The 15,866-nt window shown below is 55.2% G+C and carries 12 protein-coding genes and 1 pseudogene; 11 read left to right on the top strand and 2 right to left on the bottom strand.

From position 1 onward, the window contains the following. Window positions 1-2,480 (top strand): DNA glycosylase AlkZ-like family protein (locus tag AQS70_RS11375; RefSeq protein ID WP_187331811.1); only part of this gene is annotated, 2,480 nt, incomplete at its 5' end. 47 nt (window positions 2,481-2,527) lie between these two features. On the opposite strand, the gene AQS70_RS24315 is transcribed toward AQS70_RS11375, so the two are convergent. Then, window positions 2,528-2,665 (bottom strand): zinc-binding dehydrogenase, encoded by a 138-nt coding sequence (locus tag AQS70_RS24315; protein ID WP_420912350.1) that lies wholly within the window; start codon window positions 2,663-2,665, stop codon window positions 2,528-2,530. A 239-nt stretch (window positions 2,666-2,904) separates the two neighbouring features. Here AQS70_RS24315 and AQS70_RS23285 point away from each other — a divergent pair. The 8 genes and pseudogenes from AQS70_RS23285 to AQS70_RS11335 all read left to right on the top strand — a co-directional run. Beyond that, window positions 2,905-3,107, top strand: a pseudogene (locus tag AQS70_RS23285) (XdhC family protein); the annotation flags it as partial. Between the two features lie 22 nt (window positions 3,108-3,129). Beyond that, window positions 3,130-4,038 (top strand): AraC family transcriptional regulator, encoded by a 909-nt coding sequence (locus AQS70_RS11370; RefSeq protein ID WP_055102871.1) that lies wholly within the window; start codon window positions 3,130-3,132, stop codon window positions 4,036-4,038. Window positions 4,039-4,189: 151 nt separating this feature from the next. Further along, on the top strand, window positions 4,190-4,876 hold the full coding sequence (locus AQS70_RS11365; RefSeq protein ID WP_055102870.1) for a (2Fe-2S)-binding protein: 687 nt from the start codon (window positions 4,190-4,192) through the stop codon (window positions 4,874-4,876). Next, window positions 4,876-5,871 carry an FAD binding domain-containing protein gene (locus AQS70_RS11360; RefSeq protein ID WP_055102869.1) on the top strand — a complete coding sequence of 332 codons (996 nt, stop codon included), beginning with the start codon at window positions 4,876-4,878 and terminating at the stop codon, window positions 5,869-5,871. The genes AQS70_RS11365 and AQS70_RS11360 overlap by 1 nt, the downstream gene beginning before the upstream one ends. Then, window positions 5,868-8,099, top strand: coding sequence for a xanthine dehydrogenase family protein molybdopterin-binding subunit (locus AQS70_RS11355; RefSeq protein WP_055102868.1), 2,232 nt, complete (start codon window positions 5,868-5,870; stop codon window positions 8,097-8,099). The genes AQS70_RS11360 and AQS70_RS11355 overlap by 4 nt, the downstream gene beginning before the upstream one ends. A gap of 265 nt (window positions 8,100-8,364) precedes the next feature. After that, window positions 8,365-9,459, top strand: a complete 1,095-nt coding sequence (locus tag AQS70_RS11350) for an NADH:flavin oxidoreductase/NADH oxidase (protein ID WP_055102867.1) — start codon at window positions 8,365-8,367, stop codon at window positions 9,457-9,459. 79 nt (window positions 9,460-9,538) lie between these two features. Beyond that, window positions 9,539-10,525, top strand: coding sequence for an aldo/keto reductase (locus AQS70_RS11345; RefSeq protein WP_055102866.1), 987 nt, complete (start codon window positions 9,539-9,541; stop codon window positions 10,523-10,525). 277 nt (window positions 10,526-10,802) lie between these two features. Then, window positions 10,803-11,408: an NAD(P)H-dependent oxidoreductase gene (locus AQS70_RS11335; RefSeq protein ID WP_055102864.1), complete on the top strand. Its 606-nt coding sequence runs from the start codon at window positions 10,803-10,805 to the stop codon at window positions 11,406-11,408. A 326-nt stretch (window positions 11,409-11,734) separates the two neighbouring features. Here the strand turns inward: AQS70_RS11335 and AQS70_RS11330 are convergent, their stop codons facing one another. Further along, window positions 11,735-12,649, bottom strand: a complete 915-nt coding sequence (locus AQS70_RS11330) for a LysR family transcriptional regulator (protein WP_055102863.1) — start codon at window positions 12,647-12,649, stop codon at window positions 11,735-11,737. A gap of 289 nt (window positions 12,650-12,938) precedes the next feature. On the opposite strand from AQS70_RS11330, the gene AQS70_RS11325 reads away from it, so the two are divergent. Both AQS70_RS11325 and AQS70_RS11320 read left to right on the top strand, forming a co-directional pair. Continuing rightward, window positions 12,939-13,955: a zinc-dependent alcohol dehydrogenase family protein gene (locus AQS70_RS11325; RefSeq protein WP_055102862.1), complete on the top strand. Its 1,017-nt coding sequence runs from the start codon at window positions 12,939-12,941 to the stop codon at window positions 13,953-13,955. Between the two features lie 320 nt (window positions 13,956-14,275). Beyond that, window positions 14,276-15,715, top strand: a complete 1,440-nt coding sequence (locus AQS70_RS11320) for a hypothetical protein (protein ID WP_055102861.1) — start codon at window positions 14,276-14,278, stop codon at window positions 15,713-15,715. Window positions 15,716-15,866 lie beyond the last annotated feature (151 nt).

The raw sequence follows: 15,866 nt of genomic DNA, 5'->3' as shown, positions 1-15,866 counted from the left end.
CGGGTGTAGAACTGTTCATTTATGATCCGCAATCCTTACGCAAAACCGTCACCGACGCGGTGGCTGGCTCCGCATTGTTCGCTGCAAGATTCCGCGAGTGCGCTGCGCGTGCACTGTTCCTGCCCCGACGGATGCCAGGGCGCCGCTCCCCGCTATGGCAGCAACGCTTGCGCGCAGGCCAACTGCTGCAAATCGCGCAGGACCATCCCGACTTCCCCATCCTTATCGAAACCGCGCGCGAGTGCCTGCAAGATGTCTACGATCTTGCGGCTCTAGATGTGTTGATGCAGCGGCTTCAGGACGGTGCAGTGCAAATTGCCGAGATCACTACAGAGGTGCCGTCGCCTTTTGCAGCCAATCTATTATTTGGATACGTGGCGCAGTTCATGTACGAAATGGATGCGCCGTTGGCCGAGCGGCGCACGTCAGTTCTTTCATTGGACAGTGGATTGCTCGGCGATTTAATCGGCCAAGTTGATATGGGGGAGTTGCTCGACCCGGTCGTGGTCGAGCGCGTCGGGCACGAATTGCAACGGCTCACACCCAGCCATCAGGCCAAGGGCCTTGAGGGTGCGGCAGATCTTCTGCGCCTGCTAGGGCCTTTGACGACAGAGGACGTCGCTCGCCGTCTTAGCGAAGGAGAGCAGGCGGCGGCGTACCTCGTTGACCTCGAGCGAGCAGGGCGCACGATCAGGGTGACCCTCGCCGGTAGCAAGTACTGGGCTGGCGTCGAAGATGCTGCCCGGCTGCGCGATGCACTCGGCGTCCCGCTGCCTGGCAATCTTCCCAGCGTGTTCCTCGGGCGGGCGCCAACACCTCTCAGCGACTTGATCGCGCGGTATGCGCGTACCCATGGCCCTTTCAGTACTGAAGCGCTGGCAAGCCGATTCGGCCTTGGCATTGCGGTAGCGGAAGACGCGTTAGAACGCTTGCGCGAGCAAGGGAAACTCCTTAAAGGCAACTTCGGTATCGGCCCCCGAGCGGCAGTGCAGTCGCTCAAGCCTCATGTCGGCGCTGAGTTGGCGCGACGCGAGTGGGTTGGCGAAGAGGTGTTCAAACGCTTGCGTCTACGCTCGCTTGAGGCTGCTCGCGAGGCCACACTCGCCGTTGCGCAGGAGGCCTATGTGCGCTTGCTACTAGAGCGTCAATGCTTAGTGCCCGAGAGTGCGGGCAAAGCCGCTGTTGCGACGCAAAAAGCCGGAGGTACGTTGGTGGGGGTCGAGGGCGTGACTCGCGTCATCGAGCAGCTAGCTGGGCTACCACTGCCTGCGTCCTTATGGGAAAGTCAGATCCTTTCTGCACGCGTCCAAGATTACACGCCGGGTATGCTCGACGAACTGATCGCCTCCGGCACGGTAGTGTGGTCCGGTCATGGGCGTCTTGGCGAGGATGACGGGCTGGTGGCCCTGCATCTTCAGGCATTTGCAGCTGAAACACTGTTGCCCTTGCCTGACACCGAGGCGGCGGCAAACCTATCTCCCTTGCAACAGGAAATCCTCGACAGACTGGCCGGTGGCGGGGCTTATTTTGCACGGCAATTTGCCGCGCTGACGCCACATGGTACGCAAGCAGAACAACAGCCTTACGCACCCTCGGATATCCATGCCGCACTCTGGAATCTTGCTTGGCATGGCTATGTCACCACTGACACGTGGTCCCCCTTGCGAGCGTACTATGGCGCGGCCCCGGCGCGACGGCCTCGTGCCGCTCCAACTTCTCGACGCCGCCGAAGCTTTAACAGTCTACGATCCGATGAACACACGGCCTTGGCTACCGCCTCATTGGGTGCTGTCTGGTCATTGAGCGATCCGACCCTCGCTGGACGTTGGTCACTGCTGCACCACGAGCCTCTGAATGACACCGCGCGCGCATTCGCGCTGGTCGAGGCGCTTGTCGATCGGTATGGCGTGGTGACTCGCAGCGCTGCTGTCGCCGAGAATGTCCCGGGCGGCTTTGCGGCCCTGAGAGTGGTGTTGCGTAGCATGGAAGACGCGGGCAAGGTGCTGCGCGGTCGCTTCATTGAAGGATTGGGTGCTGCGCAATTTGCCGAGCGTACGTGCATTGATCGACTGCGTGAACTTGCCAGTTTGCCGGCTGCCAAACCCGTGGCAGTAGCGCTTTCGGCTGCCGACCCTGCCAATCCCTTCGGGACCTTCCTGTCGTGGCCGGCTCACCCATCAAACCTACGTCTTACCCGCCGAGCCGGGTCAATCGTTGTGCTGGTTGATGGGCGTCTGATGTTCTACCTCGTTCAGGGTGGGCGTCGCCTGCTTTGCTACGCAGATCCAGAGGTTGAGACTATGGCCGAGCCGCTTGTGGCAGGTTTGACGGCCCTTGCAGTGGCCCTCAAACGTGCAAGGCATGCATCCTTTACGCTGGAGCAGGTTAACGACCAGACGGCTTTCAGAAGCCCTCTTTACCCCGCGTTGCGGCAGGTTGGCTTTGCTAGCGCACCCAAGGGGCTGACTTGGTATGCGTGAAACATGGGCCAGGGCCTGATTACCCTGGCATTGTCTCTTTATAGGTGTCAGCCGTTTTGTCGTTCAATTATGACCTTGCCGACTGCGCGGCCTGACTCGAGGCGCGCGTGGGCGGCACTTACCCCGGCAGCGGTAAAGTCATAATGCCCGTCAATGTGCGGCTTAATCAGGCCACGATCGACCAACGCAGCCAACTACGGACTACATTTTTGCCTGTAATAGTCAGTTACGAGTCACTTTTCCACGCTCTTAACACTTGGAATAGGCAATAACGCGCTTCGATTGGGCAAGTGCTAGCTAACATGACGCGCCATACTCTTGGCGTTGCAGGCGTTAATGTCTTCATCCTAATCGGCGCGGCGCAGAGGCTTTTGGTGTAAGGCTTGTCCCCGGAGGCAGAGTTTTGCGCACATCCGCTTTTTAAATCGGCGCCATGGGGTCGCGGCGTACCAGTGAAGGCGCCTAGAGAGAGTCAGCAGCATCGGCGGGCTGTCTGAGCGTTCGCTTTCCCGGATTCGCGCCCCGATAGAGTTGAACCTTGGGAGTAAAACTCCGTCAGAAATTGCTCTAGCGGTGATGTCCGATATCGTCCGTGTCAGCAATTGGATTGCGCGTGACTTACTTTAAAGCCCTCTCAAGAGAGAAGCCCATGCCAAGCGCTTCCAATCATTCTTCCGTCAACGATACCCATCGACTCGCTAGCGCTGTTGGCCTCGTGCTGCGTAATGATGGAGACATGGATACGGCCATTTCGGGCCTAAGTCTGCACCGACGCCATAAGCTGACCATGCCGCTGCACTGCATCTACGGCTTGGGTATCGGGCTGACGCTTCAAGGACGTAAGCAGGTCGTCGTCGGGGGCGAGGTGATGACTTATTCCCCCGGCCAATCCATGGTCACCAGCGTTGACTTGCCCGTTATATCCAATGTGATCGAAGCCAGTGCCTCCCTGCCGTTTCTCGGCATGATGCTGACTTTTGATACCACGACTGTCGTGCAAATTGCCGAACGGCTTCAATTGTCGCAACGCATCAAGGATGGCGCGTTCCGTCCTCTCACCGTAAAGGATCTTGACGCGGGTGTGCTGGATGCTCTCGAACGCCTGGTGGCTCTACTCAACGAGCCCGAACTGATCAGCACGATTGCTCCGCTGATCAAAGAAGAGATCATCATCAGGTTGCTCCATGGCGCACACGGCCCACAAATGCTGCACGTGATCAGCGCTGGCTCGCCGAGTCAGCACATCGCCAAATCCGTTGCTTGGCTTAAGCTCAATTTTTGCCAAGCGTTGCGCATGGATGATCTGGCGGCAACGGCGCACATGAGTCCCTCCACATTTCGCCAGCACTTTCGCGCAGTAACAGGCATGAGCCCGCTGCAATACCAGAAGCAACTGCGTCTTCAAACCGCCCGGCATCTGATGCTCAGCGAAAACGTTGATGCCAGCAGTGCCGGGGGGCTGGTGGGATATGAAAGCTCATCCCAATTCAGTCGTGAATACAGCCGCCTCTTCGGAGAGCCACCGCAACGTGACATCAAAAGAATGCGTTTCCAATAAAGCAATGGGCTGACGGCCACGACTGGTCGCACACCATTGCACGTTGGCAGCTAAAAATAGGCGGAACCGGCCAAGGGTATCTTCCTGGATAACCGTCATATGGGTGTCAGCACCGTGACCTGAACCATAAAAGCCAATGAGGATCCTGACAATGACCGAACCGACCGAACCGACCGAAAAAAATAGCCTCGAACCAGATAGCCCTGGCCAATTGTTCAAGGAGTTAGCCACCCCCTCGCGTCGCAGCTTCCTGCGCACTGTTGGCATCTCTGGTATGGCCGCTGCAACGTCGCCTGTATGGGCTCAGGCGGCACAGCGGGCTACCCCAATTGATGACAGCGAAAAGCCGCTGGCGAAAGGGGAACAGCGGATCAATTTGAAGGTTAACGGGCAGGCCCATACGCTCAATGTTCCTGGCAACGCAGTACTGCTGGATGTCTTGCGAGATCGCTTGAAGTTGACCGGCACCAAAAAGGGCTGCGATCACGGGCAGTGCGGCGCTTGTACATTGCATATCAACGGCCTGCCAGTGAATAGCTGTCTTTCTTTGGCGGCAATGCACCAAGGTGACGAGATCACCACCATCGAAGGCTTGGAACACAACGGCCAACTGCACCCCATTCAGGAAGCGTTTTGGGCTCACGATGCGTTCCAGTGCGGTTACTGCACGTCGGGCCAAATGATGACCGCTGCGGCCATTATCAAGGACCCGAACATCGGCGCCGACGATGACAGTGTGCGTGAAGCCATGAGTGGCAATATCTGCCGCTGTGGTGCCTACAAAAACATCCTGGCCGCTGTGCAGGATGCCCGTAGCAAAGTACAAGGAGCCAGCTGATGAGAGCCTTGGAATATACCCGCGCCACCAGCCCCGAACAGGCTATCGCCACCCATGCTCGCACCGAAGCGACGGCTTTTCTTGCAGGGGGGACGACCCTATTGGACTTGGTCAAGATCGACATCATGCAGCCTGACCGGGTGATTGATGTGCATACCCTGGATCTTGACCAGATCGAGATCTTGAGCGATGGCCGAACCCGTATCGGCGCCATGGTCACTAACACTGAACTGGCGCATCATCCGCGTATCAAAAGCGACTATGCGGTCCTTTCCCAAGCGCTTTTATCAGGCGCAACCACCCAACTGCGTAACAAGGCGACCACGGGCGGCAATGTCATGCAGCGAGTGCGCTGCAACTATTTCCGTGACGGTGTTTCGGCCTGCAACAAGCGAGTGCCAGGTTCAGGCTGCGCGGCAATGGGGGGTCACAACCGTAGCGTGCATGCAGTGTTGGGAACCAGCGATCAATGCATCGCCACCCACCCATCTGACATGTGCGTAGCCATGGCGGTGATTGGCGCTACCGTCCAAGTGCAAGGCCCGGCTGGCAAGCGTGAGATCAACTTCCTGGACTTCCATTTGCTGCCGGGCAACACGCCTTGGAAAGAGCATGCGCTTGAGCCCAATGAGTTGATCACCCATGTCACGCTCAACGCGCCTTTGCCGAACAATAAATCTGCCTATCTGAAGCTGCGTGATCGCGCGTCATACCAGTTCGCTCTGGCGTCCAGTGCCGTGATCCTGGTGATGGACGGCCAAGTCATCCGCGAAGCCCGTATTGCAATGGGCGGCGTGGGGACCAAGCCCTGGCGTGCGCTCGAAGCGGAGCGTGCATTGCGTGGAGCAATGGCTACTGAGGAGAACTTCGCCAAGGCAGCCGCCATAGCGCTGCAAGGTGCTAAACCTTATGCGCACAACGCGTACAAGATCCCGTTGGGACAGCAGGCCATCATGCGTAATCTCTCGACACTTGGCACAGGAGCTTTCGCATGAGCGAGTCAATCATGGGCGCTTCCCCACGTCGCATCGACGGGCGTTTGAAAGTCACGGGCCGCGCGCAATATGCGGCTGACCAGCACCCCAAAGACATGGTCTTCGCCTACGGCGTCTACAGCACCATAGCGAGTGGCTCGATCAAGTTGCTGGATATCGAAGTCGCGCGCCGCTCGACAGGCGTGATCGAGATTCTGCATCACGGCAACTTCCCCCAAGCTTTCCACACCGCACCAGTACCGTTCTCGCTGGCCGGTGTGCTGACGGGTTCGCGGACAGATGAGAAGCGGCTGCCGTTCGAAGACGAAGTCATTCGTTATGCCGGTCAGTTCGTCGCACTTGTGATTGCTGATACCTTTGAGCATGCGCGCGAAGCGGCTTACAAGGTGAAGGTCGGTTATGCCGGTGGTGCTTCATTCGCCAATCTGAAACAGGGCTTAAAGCAAGGTGCACCCGCTGACGGTGGTCAGGGACATAAGCGAGGTAATCCTGCCAAGGCTTTCGACGATGGCGTGCAGACTGTGGATGCGACTTACACCACTCCGGTTGAAACGCATAACCCGATGGAAATGCACGCGACAGTTGCGCTCTGGGAGAACGGCAAGCTGGTGGTGTACGAGTCCACTCAATCAGTCGTCGTTCATCGCAACACATTGGCCCAGATTTTTGGCTTGCCGACCGAGCACGTTGAAGTCAGGGCTCCGTTCATTGGCTCCGGCTTTGGCGGGAAGCTCTGGATCTGGCCGCATTCGGTCGCCGCGTGCGCAGCCGCTAAAGTAGTGGGTCGACCGGTACAGCTAATTGTCCCCCGCGCACAAATGTTCACGACCGTAGGGCATCGTCCTGAAACGCAGCAACGGATGCGTCTGGCAGCCGATGCCAAAGGCAAACTGGTTTCCCTTCGCCATGAATCACTCAACACTACCGGGTTCGGCGACCAATATGTCGAAAACTGTGGCTCCATGAGTGCCAGCCTCTATTCCTGCGCAAACGTTGAAATCACCCATGGCATTGTGCAGGTTAATCGAGGAGCACCCACCTCAATGCGTGCGCCGGGTGCCGCACCTGGTTTGTTTGCTTTGGAGTCAGCCATTGATGAGCTGGCCGAAAAGTGCCGGATGGACCCGCTCGCATTCCGCCAGTTGAATTGGGCTGAACAAAACGAGCAGGAAAAACTGCCTTGGTCTGGTAATCACTTGCGCGAAGCGCTTGCCCAAGGTGCCGAGCGTTTTGGCTGGGTTAAGCGCACGCCTGAAATAGGCAGCATGCGCGATGGCCATGAAGTGATTGGATACGGTATGGCTCAGTGCAACTGGGATGCCTTACGCACTCCCGCCGAGGCACGCGTGTTACTGAAATCCGATGGTCGTGCTGTGGTGTATTGTGGTGCCCAGGACATTGGTACAGGAACCTATACGGTGATCGCGCAATGTGTCAGCGACATTACAGGGCTGCCGCTGGACAGGATCGAAGTCGAACTGGGCAACTCCTCCTATCCTCCCGCCCCCGTTTCCGGTGGTTCATGGGTTACTGCAAGCGTACTACCTGCCGTCGCCGAAGCCACGCGCGCGGCTTTGACGCAACTCAAGAGCTTCGCAGCATCTGCTGACGGCGGTTTTGCCACCAGCAAGGCTGATGCAATCAAAGTGAGCAATGGCCGCTTAGAAGATGGGTCTACAAGCCTTGGATTTGCAGATGTCCTCAACCGGTTGAAAATAGCCAGCGCAGAGGGTAACGCTCACACCGGAATGGCGGATACCGCCAAGCATGCGTTTAGTAGCTTCGGAGCACATTTCGTCGAAGTGCGTTGGGACCCCGGCATTTCTCGGCTGCGAGTATCGAGAGTGGTGAGTGCCATTGATGTAGGCAAAATCATCAACGCCAAGACCGCGCGTAACCAAGTCGAAGGCGCAATCGTGATGGCCATCGGCATGGCTCTATTCGAATCTGCCGATTACGACGAGCGCAATGCCATGCCCGTGAACAATAACTACGCCGAGTACATGGTGCCGGTGCACGCAGATCAGCCCGATATCGATGTGATCCTGCTCGATTACCCGGACTACAATCTCAACGAGTTTGGTGCTCGCGGGGTGGGTGAAATCGGTGTGACAGGACTCGCGGCTGCTGTGGCGAATGCTGTCTATCACGCCACCGGCAAACGAGTACGCGATCTGCCTATCAGTCTTGAAAAGCTTATGGATGGCGTCCCAACAATCAGCGTTTGATGGTTTACTACCGCGCCGATATCCTCTCGGCGTGGGTAGGGTTGATGGGTATTACCTCATTGTGGATGCATTACTCGTCTACTCAGTAGCTACAAATCTTGGTGCCACTCGATCGTTGTTTGGCTGAGCGGGGTTGCGCGATTTGGTGGGCCGCGTTTTCCGTGCCATGGCAAAAGCTCGTTTTAGGCAACGATGGCGATGGATCCGGCAAATACCCTGAGGGCGATCCCATTACAGTGGGGTATCACTCTCAGGAGCACCTCGCATGCCTTCTCTTTTCGAACCCATCCTCGTCAAGGGCGTCACGCTACGTAACCGTATCGTGGCGTCGCCAATGTGTCAGTACCAAGCACAGGACGGCATGTTGAATGAGTGGCATCAGGCGCATTACGCCATGTTGGCTCGGGGCGGTGTTGGCCTTGTTGTTGTCGAGGCCACTGCTGTAACGCCCGAAGGGCGTATTACTCCTGGCGATGCAGGTCTGTGGAGCGACGAGCATATCCCTGGTTTTGCTCAGATAGTTTCGTCGATCAAAGCTGCGGGGGCTGTGCCTGGAATCCAGATTGGCCACGCAGGCCGCAAGGCTGGATGTACTCCGCCTTGGGAGGGAGGTTCGCCACTCGAACGCACTGATCCTCGTGCGTGGGAGCCTGTTGGGCCTAGCGCAATACCCTACGTGTCCGACTCATCCTATGTGCCTAGGGAGATGACCCCGCAGGACATTCTGGCAACCCAACAGGACTTCGTGGCTGCCGCATCCCGTGCTCTGGAGGCAGGATTCGAGTGGCTTGAGCTTCACTTTGCCCATGGTTTTCTGGGGCAAAGTTTCCTTTCTCGTCACGCCAATAACCGCACTGACCATTATGGCGGCTCGCTGGAAAACCGTGCTCGGTTCATCCTCGAAACGCTGGCTGCGGTTCGTGAGGTATGGCCGCATGACCTGCCACTGACGATGCGCCTCGGCGTTGTCGAGTTCGATGACGGCGCAGAACGGTCTTTTGCCGAATCCCTGCAAGTGCTGCAGTGGGCCAAGGCTGCTGGCCTGGATCTGGTAGACGTTGGGTTGGCCGGTTCCACTCCAGGCGAGCAGGCGCCATGGGTGCCCAACTTCATGGTCCCTTACGCGGAGCGTGTCCGCCATGAAACCGACCTGCTGGTCGCTACCAGCTGGATGATCACCGATCCCAAACAAGCCAACGCATTCATCCGTGAGGGGCAGCTGGACCTGGTGATGTTTGCCCGAACCTTGCTTGCTAACCCTCACTGGACCTACCACGCCGCTCGCGAGTTAGGCGTCGAAGCTCCCCAGTCCGTGCTTCCTGTGCCTTATGCCTACTGGTTGCAGAACTGGTCAGCCTGATCACCCGATTTGCTCCACTCCACATCTGCTGCGCTCAGCGCTAGAGATGTCTTGAACTCTTTCAATCTGGAGAATCACCATGAAACAGCGTGAACTGGGTAAAAGCGGCTTGATCGTTTCGCAAATCGGCTTTGGTTGCATGAGCCTGAGCGGTGGATACGGCGGGCCGACTGAAAAAAATGCGGCGATCAAAGTGATCCGCACAGCCTATGAGTCGGGCGTCACCTTTTTTGATACCGCAGAAGTGTATGGTCTGCGTGCAAACGAAGAACTGGTCGGTGAGGCTTTGGCCCCGTTCCGGGACAAGATAACGCTCGCCTCGAAGTTGGGTTTTGATCTGGACAACTATCCAAATCTCAACAGCCGTCCAGAGCACATCAAGAAAGTCGTCGAGCAGTGCCTGACTCGTCTGCGCACCGATGTGATCGACTTGTTTTATCAGCATCGTGTCGATCCCAATACGCCGATTGAGGACACTGCCGGTGCGCTGAAGGACCTGATTCAGGAAGGCAAGATCAAGCACTACGGCCTGTCGGAAGCCAACGTCGATAACTTGCGCCGCGCTCACGCAGTGCATCCTGTTGCTGCGCTGCAAAGTGAATATTCCCTTTGGACGCGTGATCGCGAGGCCGATGTGATTCCGGTGTGTGAAGAACTGGGTATCGGCTTTGTGCCATGGAGCCCAATAGGCATGGGCTATCTCACCGGTAAGATCACTCCCGCTTCAACCTTCGTAACTGATGGCTCAGACCTGCGCGCTGAATTCCCGCGTTTTACTCCTGACGCGATGCGTGCCAACCAGCCATTCCTAGATTTGCTCAATGGCATCGCTGCGCGCAAGAACGCAACGCCTGTGCAAATCGCGTTGGCATGGTTGATGGCTCAGAAACCATGGATTATCCCAATCCCAGGCACCACTAAACTTGCGCATTTGCAGGAAAACAATGGTGCGGTGGATGTGTCCCTGGATTTGAATGACTTGCAGCAGATCAGAACTGCGCTGGCGAGTATTCAGGTCCAAGGCGCGCGCATGTCCAAAAAGTATCTCGACAGCTGCGAAGACTGATTGCCACTGTTCGCAAGGAGTTATCGACTCATGCAAATGCACCATCTGAATGGCAAAGTGGCCGTCGTGACGCGTTTCGCCGTATTGGACTCAAGACTTAGGTACGCGAAATGACTCGACCTTTTGACCCTAGTGAAGACACCGGCGAAGACGGGGTTTTGAATCGACGCCGTTTCATCAAAACGGGTGTGGGCATTACCGCCGCGGTGATAATGCCATCGCTTGTCACTCAAACAGCCTCTGCTGCCGCTGCTTCCAAAAGCGTCAAAGCGTCACGTTGGGCGAGAGCGGCAAGCGTGTTTTAGTCATCAACGCCCACCAGACCCACCACGGCATCAGCGAGGGCCGATTGAGCCGGAGCATGGCAGCCCTGATCGCCGACGAGATGGTGCAGAAAGGGTATGTAGTACGAAAGACCTACATTGAATCTGGTTATGACATCAACGAAGAAGTCGAGAAACATCTTTGGGCCGACGTCATCGTGACTCAGTCCCCGGTGTTTTGGTTTGGTAATCCCTGGATCTACAAGAAATACGTAGACGAAGTGTTTACCGCAGGCCTGATCCAGCAAAGCTTTCTTGGTGGTGACGGACGCTCGAAAGATGATCCGTCCAAACAGTACGGCTCGGGCGGGAAAATGCTGGGCAAACGCTACTTGCTTTCGTTGACGATGAATTCTCCCGAAGCCGCCTTCAACGACCCAAAGCAGAATCTCCATCAAGGCCGTTCGGTTGACGAAGTCTTTGCTGCAAATACGGCCAACTACACATTTTGTGGGGCGCAGGTCTTGCCTGTGTTTGCGAGCTACGACGTTATCAGCGCTCCCAAGGTGGAGCAGGACATGCAGCGCCTAAAGGATCGCCTTACCAAAGAGTTTGGTTGAACTCTGCTCACCCGTTAAGGACAGAGCCGCGTACGCGCGACTCAGCTAAATGGCTAACGAGGCTCAGGGTGCCAATTTGTTCCGAGAAGCCACTGCTGCATTCGGGCGTCTGGACATAGCGTTTAACAACGCAGGGTTGATGGCCCCCAAGAAGATTTCACAAAACGGTTCTAGGATTTTACCCACACACGATTCGAGAGGTGTTGGGGGTGTCATAGCATGCCCTCAGATATGCCCCTCGGGAGCGTCATTCACTGGAAGTGAATGACGCTCCATGGTTTGTGGAAAGGCAGAAATGATCAGATAAACAGCCCGCCAGACGACGCCTAAAGACTCTCTGGATCCCCAAAAAACATCTGAATCCGTGAACGCAACCAGCGCTCGCCCGGATCGTTATCCTGTGCTCCACGCCAGGCCATGTGCAGTTCATAGCTTGGTAGCTCAAGCGGAGGGTCTTCGGCGCGTACGCCGCCTGCAGCAGTCAGGGCTTCGGCGGTGTAGTCGGGGACCATGGCGATGATGTCGGTACCTGCCAGCAACGTGCTTAAGCCGTTGAATTGAGGCACGGCGAGGACTACATGGCGTTTGTGGCCGGTTTTTTCCAGTTCAATATCAATAAAGCCGCTCAAGTCGCCGGCAAAGGAGACGAGCGCGTGCGGCCGTGCACAAAAGTCATCCAGGCTCATTGAACCTGGCATGGTGTCGGCGCGTAACAACTTGGATTTGCTGCGGCGCAACACTTTGCGTTTGGCATTGGCGGGCAAGTCGCTGGTGTAGCTGACGCCCACCGAAATTTCTCCTGATGCCAAAAGTGGTGGCATCAAGATGTAGTTGACCCGGCGCACCACAAGCACAATGCCAGGCGCTTCGGCGCGCAAGCGTTTGAGGAGCATGGGGAGCAGGGCAAATTCAACGTCATCTGACAAGCCAATGCGAAACACTGAGGTGCTGGTGGCCGGGTTGAACTCTGAAGCACGGCTGACGGCCGTCGAAATGGAGTCCAGCGCCGGAGAGAGCAGGGCGAAGATTTCAATCGCCCGCGCTGTGGGTTCCATGCTGCGCCCTGTGCGCACGAATAAAGGGTCATCGAACAAATTACGCAGGCGTGACAAGGCAGCACTGATTGCCGGTTGCCCCAAAAAAAGCTTCTCGGCGGCTCGGGTTACACTGCGCTCATGCATCAAGGTTTCGAAGACGATCAGCAAGTTCAGATCGACGCGACGCAAGTCGTTACGGTTCATCTGCGGGGATTCACTGAGGGGGTAACGGAAAGTCGGGTAATGAATCTTACTTGCAAAGCTGATAAATCGTCACCCGGTAGATAGGCTTTCTTCGATCTTTGTCGATGATTTCAAGCTTCGTATCAGCGCAATTCTTGTGATTTTCTTGAACATTTGGCTTTTTTGCGTGCCTAAAAAATCGTCGCGGATCAATGACAGGCATGTCGACTATTAATGCTGTCTGTTAGTCTTGCGCACAAAGCCCGGATAAAGTCCCGTGGTATTAGCGATTAATTAGGCGAGGTTGGTAATGTCGCGCACGATCCGTTTTCACAAGTTTGGGTCAGCCGAGGTGCTCAAGTGCGAAGAGCATGAGGTCGCTGCGCCTGCGCCTGGCGAAGTGCTGGTGCGTGTTCAAGCGATTGCTATCAGTTGGTATGACGTGCTCTGGCGGCAGAACCTAGCCCCAAGCCCTGCGCATTTGCCTGCCGGTATCGGCCACGAAATGGCTGGCATCGTAACCGCCGTCGGTGCGGGTGTTGATGATTTGTTTGTAGGCGACAAGGTGGCGAGTTTTCCAGCTCAGAGTGCTAATGACTACCCCACGTACGGTGAGCTGATCTTGATGCCGCGCTCAGCGCTCACACGTTATCCGGATATTTTGACTCCGGTTCAGGCCAGTACTCATTACACCCCTTTGTTGATCGCCTACTTCGCTTATGTAGATCTGGCGCGCGTAAAACCTGGGCAGTCAGTATTGATTACAGATGCCAGCCACTGCTCTGGCCCGTCATTTGTGCAGTTAGGCAAGGCATTGGGCGTCAAAGTCATTGCTGCTACAAAAGAAAGCGAGGAGCGCGAATACCTATTAAGCCTCGGTGCTGATCACGTGATTGTGACCGAGGAGCAGGACTTGTTAATGCAGATCAACAAGATCACCGACAGCCGAGGCGTAGATGCTGTATTTGACGGCCTAGGTGGTCCGCAAATGTCTGTATTAGGTGATGTACTTGCCCCCCGTGGCAGCCTTGTACTCTACGGTCTGCAAGGTGGTAATCAGACTCGACTACCCGCCTGTGCCTGCTTTCAAAAAAACATTCAGTTTTTTGTGCATTGCATCGGTAACTTCACGGGTAAGCCGGAGTTGGGTATCGACCAAGACGTTGAAGCGATTCAGCGCGCCCTGCGTGATATCAACCAGTTAACCGCCGATCGAGTGTTGCCGCCGTTTGAGGTGAAAGTATTCCCGTTCGAAGACTTTGTTGAAGCGCATCGTTATATGGATGACTGCCCATGTCGTGGGCGTGTGGCACTGGAATTGGCTTAGAGTCCAACTGCACAGCCTTTTTATTAGAGTCAGAAATACGCCATTGAACACTGTGTTTAATGGCGTATTTTTTTTGTGAACAATTAGACGTGAGGCTTTGCATGTGTTTAAAAATGCCTAATGCAAGTTTTCTGAGCATTAGCGATTTATCCATTTGAATTCCGGGAGGTACATAAAAATTTTTTATGATTCGCTATATGTGTAGGTTAATTCCTATGCATATGTGGGGTGGATCTGTTATGGAGCTAATTTTTTAGGTAACGGTGGGTTTGTCGCAGAGGGCTGTCGATAATACGGTGGTCGAACTGGAGGAATAACCGATGAGCAACTTTCATGAACAAGCCATGCGTTTTGTTTATCAGCAAGTTCTGCACCGATTGCTGGGTTTTTTTAGTCGCCCCGAACGCATTTCATTGCAGTTACTTATTCAGCGTTTATTAGTCGCGGCCGGAGGGCTTGAGCGGATTGGTAGTTATCGGGTCATGTTGATTCATGAGGGCGGCAAGGAGTGTGCTTACACCTTGGCCTTTTTGCGTGCTGCGCAGTTGAGTATTGCAGGTCGTACGCCTGAAACGTTTGTACTGCGTATTGCTGTGTTACGTCAGCCTCGAGTAACCGCTGCGGTCATGGAGCGGATACAGACACAATGTAATGAACTCTTTGTTTATGACGACCCACGTGTAGAACTATTGTTAGTGGATGAAACTCAAATTAGGCGTTTAGACAAGCACATACCAGCTGCGTTTGAGCGACTGCCATCATCCATTGATCGTACGCAAATACTGATGTCTGGGCACCTTACTCAAGGGGATGTTCGAGCGACATTTTTTTATCCTGATCTGCTTTCGCGTGCCAAGCTGTATCGACGGGCATGCGAGTGGGGCGATAACGTTGACGCTTTAATTGATCGGCGCCCCCCTAAATATCTGGAACAGTACAGTGAATGGATGCGCAGGGTGGCAACGAAGCAGGGGCATACACTTAACTCCCTCTACGAACAAGGCTTTGAGTCGGCGGTGAAGCTATGTTCAAAACTCGATGATGACTTGAAGCAGTCGTTAGCGCTTCCAGCAACGTTGAACCGTCTTGATATCAGCTCAACGCAGACTGAAATAAACATCATTAATGTATCTGATTGCATCGCCTCGGAAGAGGACATGTTGCACTCGCAGGTTCTCATGTTTGTAGAGGGGGTTTGGAATATCAATCCAGTCGATGTCGCAGAGCCTCAGGCGGCTGTGGTTTTAGTGGCGGCGCATGTGCAGGGCGTACGCGGAGTTTGTCAGCAAGGTGTTGAATATCATATAGGCGTGCACGATTTTTTAAGGCGCACACGTGCCGAGTATCAAACCAATGAGCGCTTTAAAGGCCAGTTGATTAAATACCTTAGCCGCAAATTCAACACCCCAAAACGCATAGAGAAGCTACGCCAGTGTATTTCGCACTATCTGCTGGAACTTCACAGTGTCACGGATGAGCATCTGGTATGTGTTTTATATTCACCTTTTGTTGATCAGGCACGCGGCCTTGAGCGCTTTTTACAGCAGTGTTATCCCGAAAAGCTATCTGCCTATCTTGAATTACGGCAGATACTGATGTCGGACAATGTCCTGTCTGAAACCCATGCAACCTGGCTTGAGTCGGTAAGTGGGCTTGCGTTGTCCTCACTTCGAGCGCTATTTAACATGACCCTTACAGACTTTAAATCCAATAAATCGCTGATTGCCACACTCTGGATGCATGATCCTTATAGTCAATGAGCGCCTGTGCGGCGTAACTGCGGGCACTGTTTTTATAGGGGCGAGCGTGCTCATGATTCCAAGGCCGCTAAAAAGATCGCCCCTATACTTGACCCGACTAGCCGCTCATCCATTAGGGTTTGCCAGAGCGCTAGGCAAACTGTTATCTGTA

The sequence above is a fragment of the Pseudomonas endophytica genome, assembly GCF_001411475.1.
Classification (GTDB): domain Bacteria; phylum Pseudomonadota; class Gammaproteobacteria; order Pseudomonadales; family Pseudomonadaceae; genus Aquipseudomonas; species Aquipseudomonas endophytica.
The sequence above is the reverse complement of the archived record's forward strand: the minus strand, read 5'-3'. Positions and strand labels throughout refer to the sequence as shown.

What these genes read in the sequence shown, in the direction of transcription:
- AQS70_RS11350 (WP_055102867.1), top strand. Translation starts at nt 8,365, where the DNA reads ATGCCTTCTCTTTTCGAACCCATCCTCGTCAAGGGCGTCACGCTACGT.
- AQS70_RS11320 (WP_055102861.1), top strand. Translation starts at nt 14,276, where the DNA reads ATGAGCAACTTTCATGAACAAGCCATGCGTTTTGTTTATCAGCAAGTT.
- AQS70_RS11365 (WP_055102870.1), top strand. Translation starts at nt 4,190, where the DNA reads ATGACCGAACCGACCGAACCGACCGAAAAAAATAGCCTCGAACCAGAT.
- AQS70_RS11345 (WP_055102866.1), top strand. Translation starts at nt 9,539, where the DNA reads ATGAAACAGCGTGAACTGGGTAAAAGCGGCTTGATCGTTTCGCAAATC.
- AQS70_RS11360 (WP_055102869.1), top strand. Translation starts at nt 4,876, where the DNA reads ATGAGAGCCTTGGAATATACCCGCGCCACCAGCCCCGAACAGGCTATC.
- AQS70_RS11325 (WP_055102862.1), top strand. Translation starts at nt 12,939, where the DNA reads ATGTCGCGCACGATCCGTTTTCACAAGTTTGGGTCAGCCGAGGTGCTC.
- AQS70_RS11330 (WP_055102863.1), bottom strand. Translation starts at nt 12,649, where the DNA reads ATGAACCGTAACGACTTGCGTCGCGTCGATCTGAACTTGCTGATCGTC.
- AQS70_RS11370 (WP_055102871.1), top strand. Translation starts at nt 3,130, where the DNA reads ATGCCAAGCGCTTCCAATCATTCTTCCGTCAACGATACCCATCGACTC.
- AQS70_RS11355 (WP_055102868.1), top strand. Translation starts at nt 5,868, where the DNA reads ATGAGCGAGTCAATCATGGGCGCTTCCCCACGTCGCATCGACGGGCGT.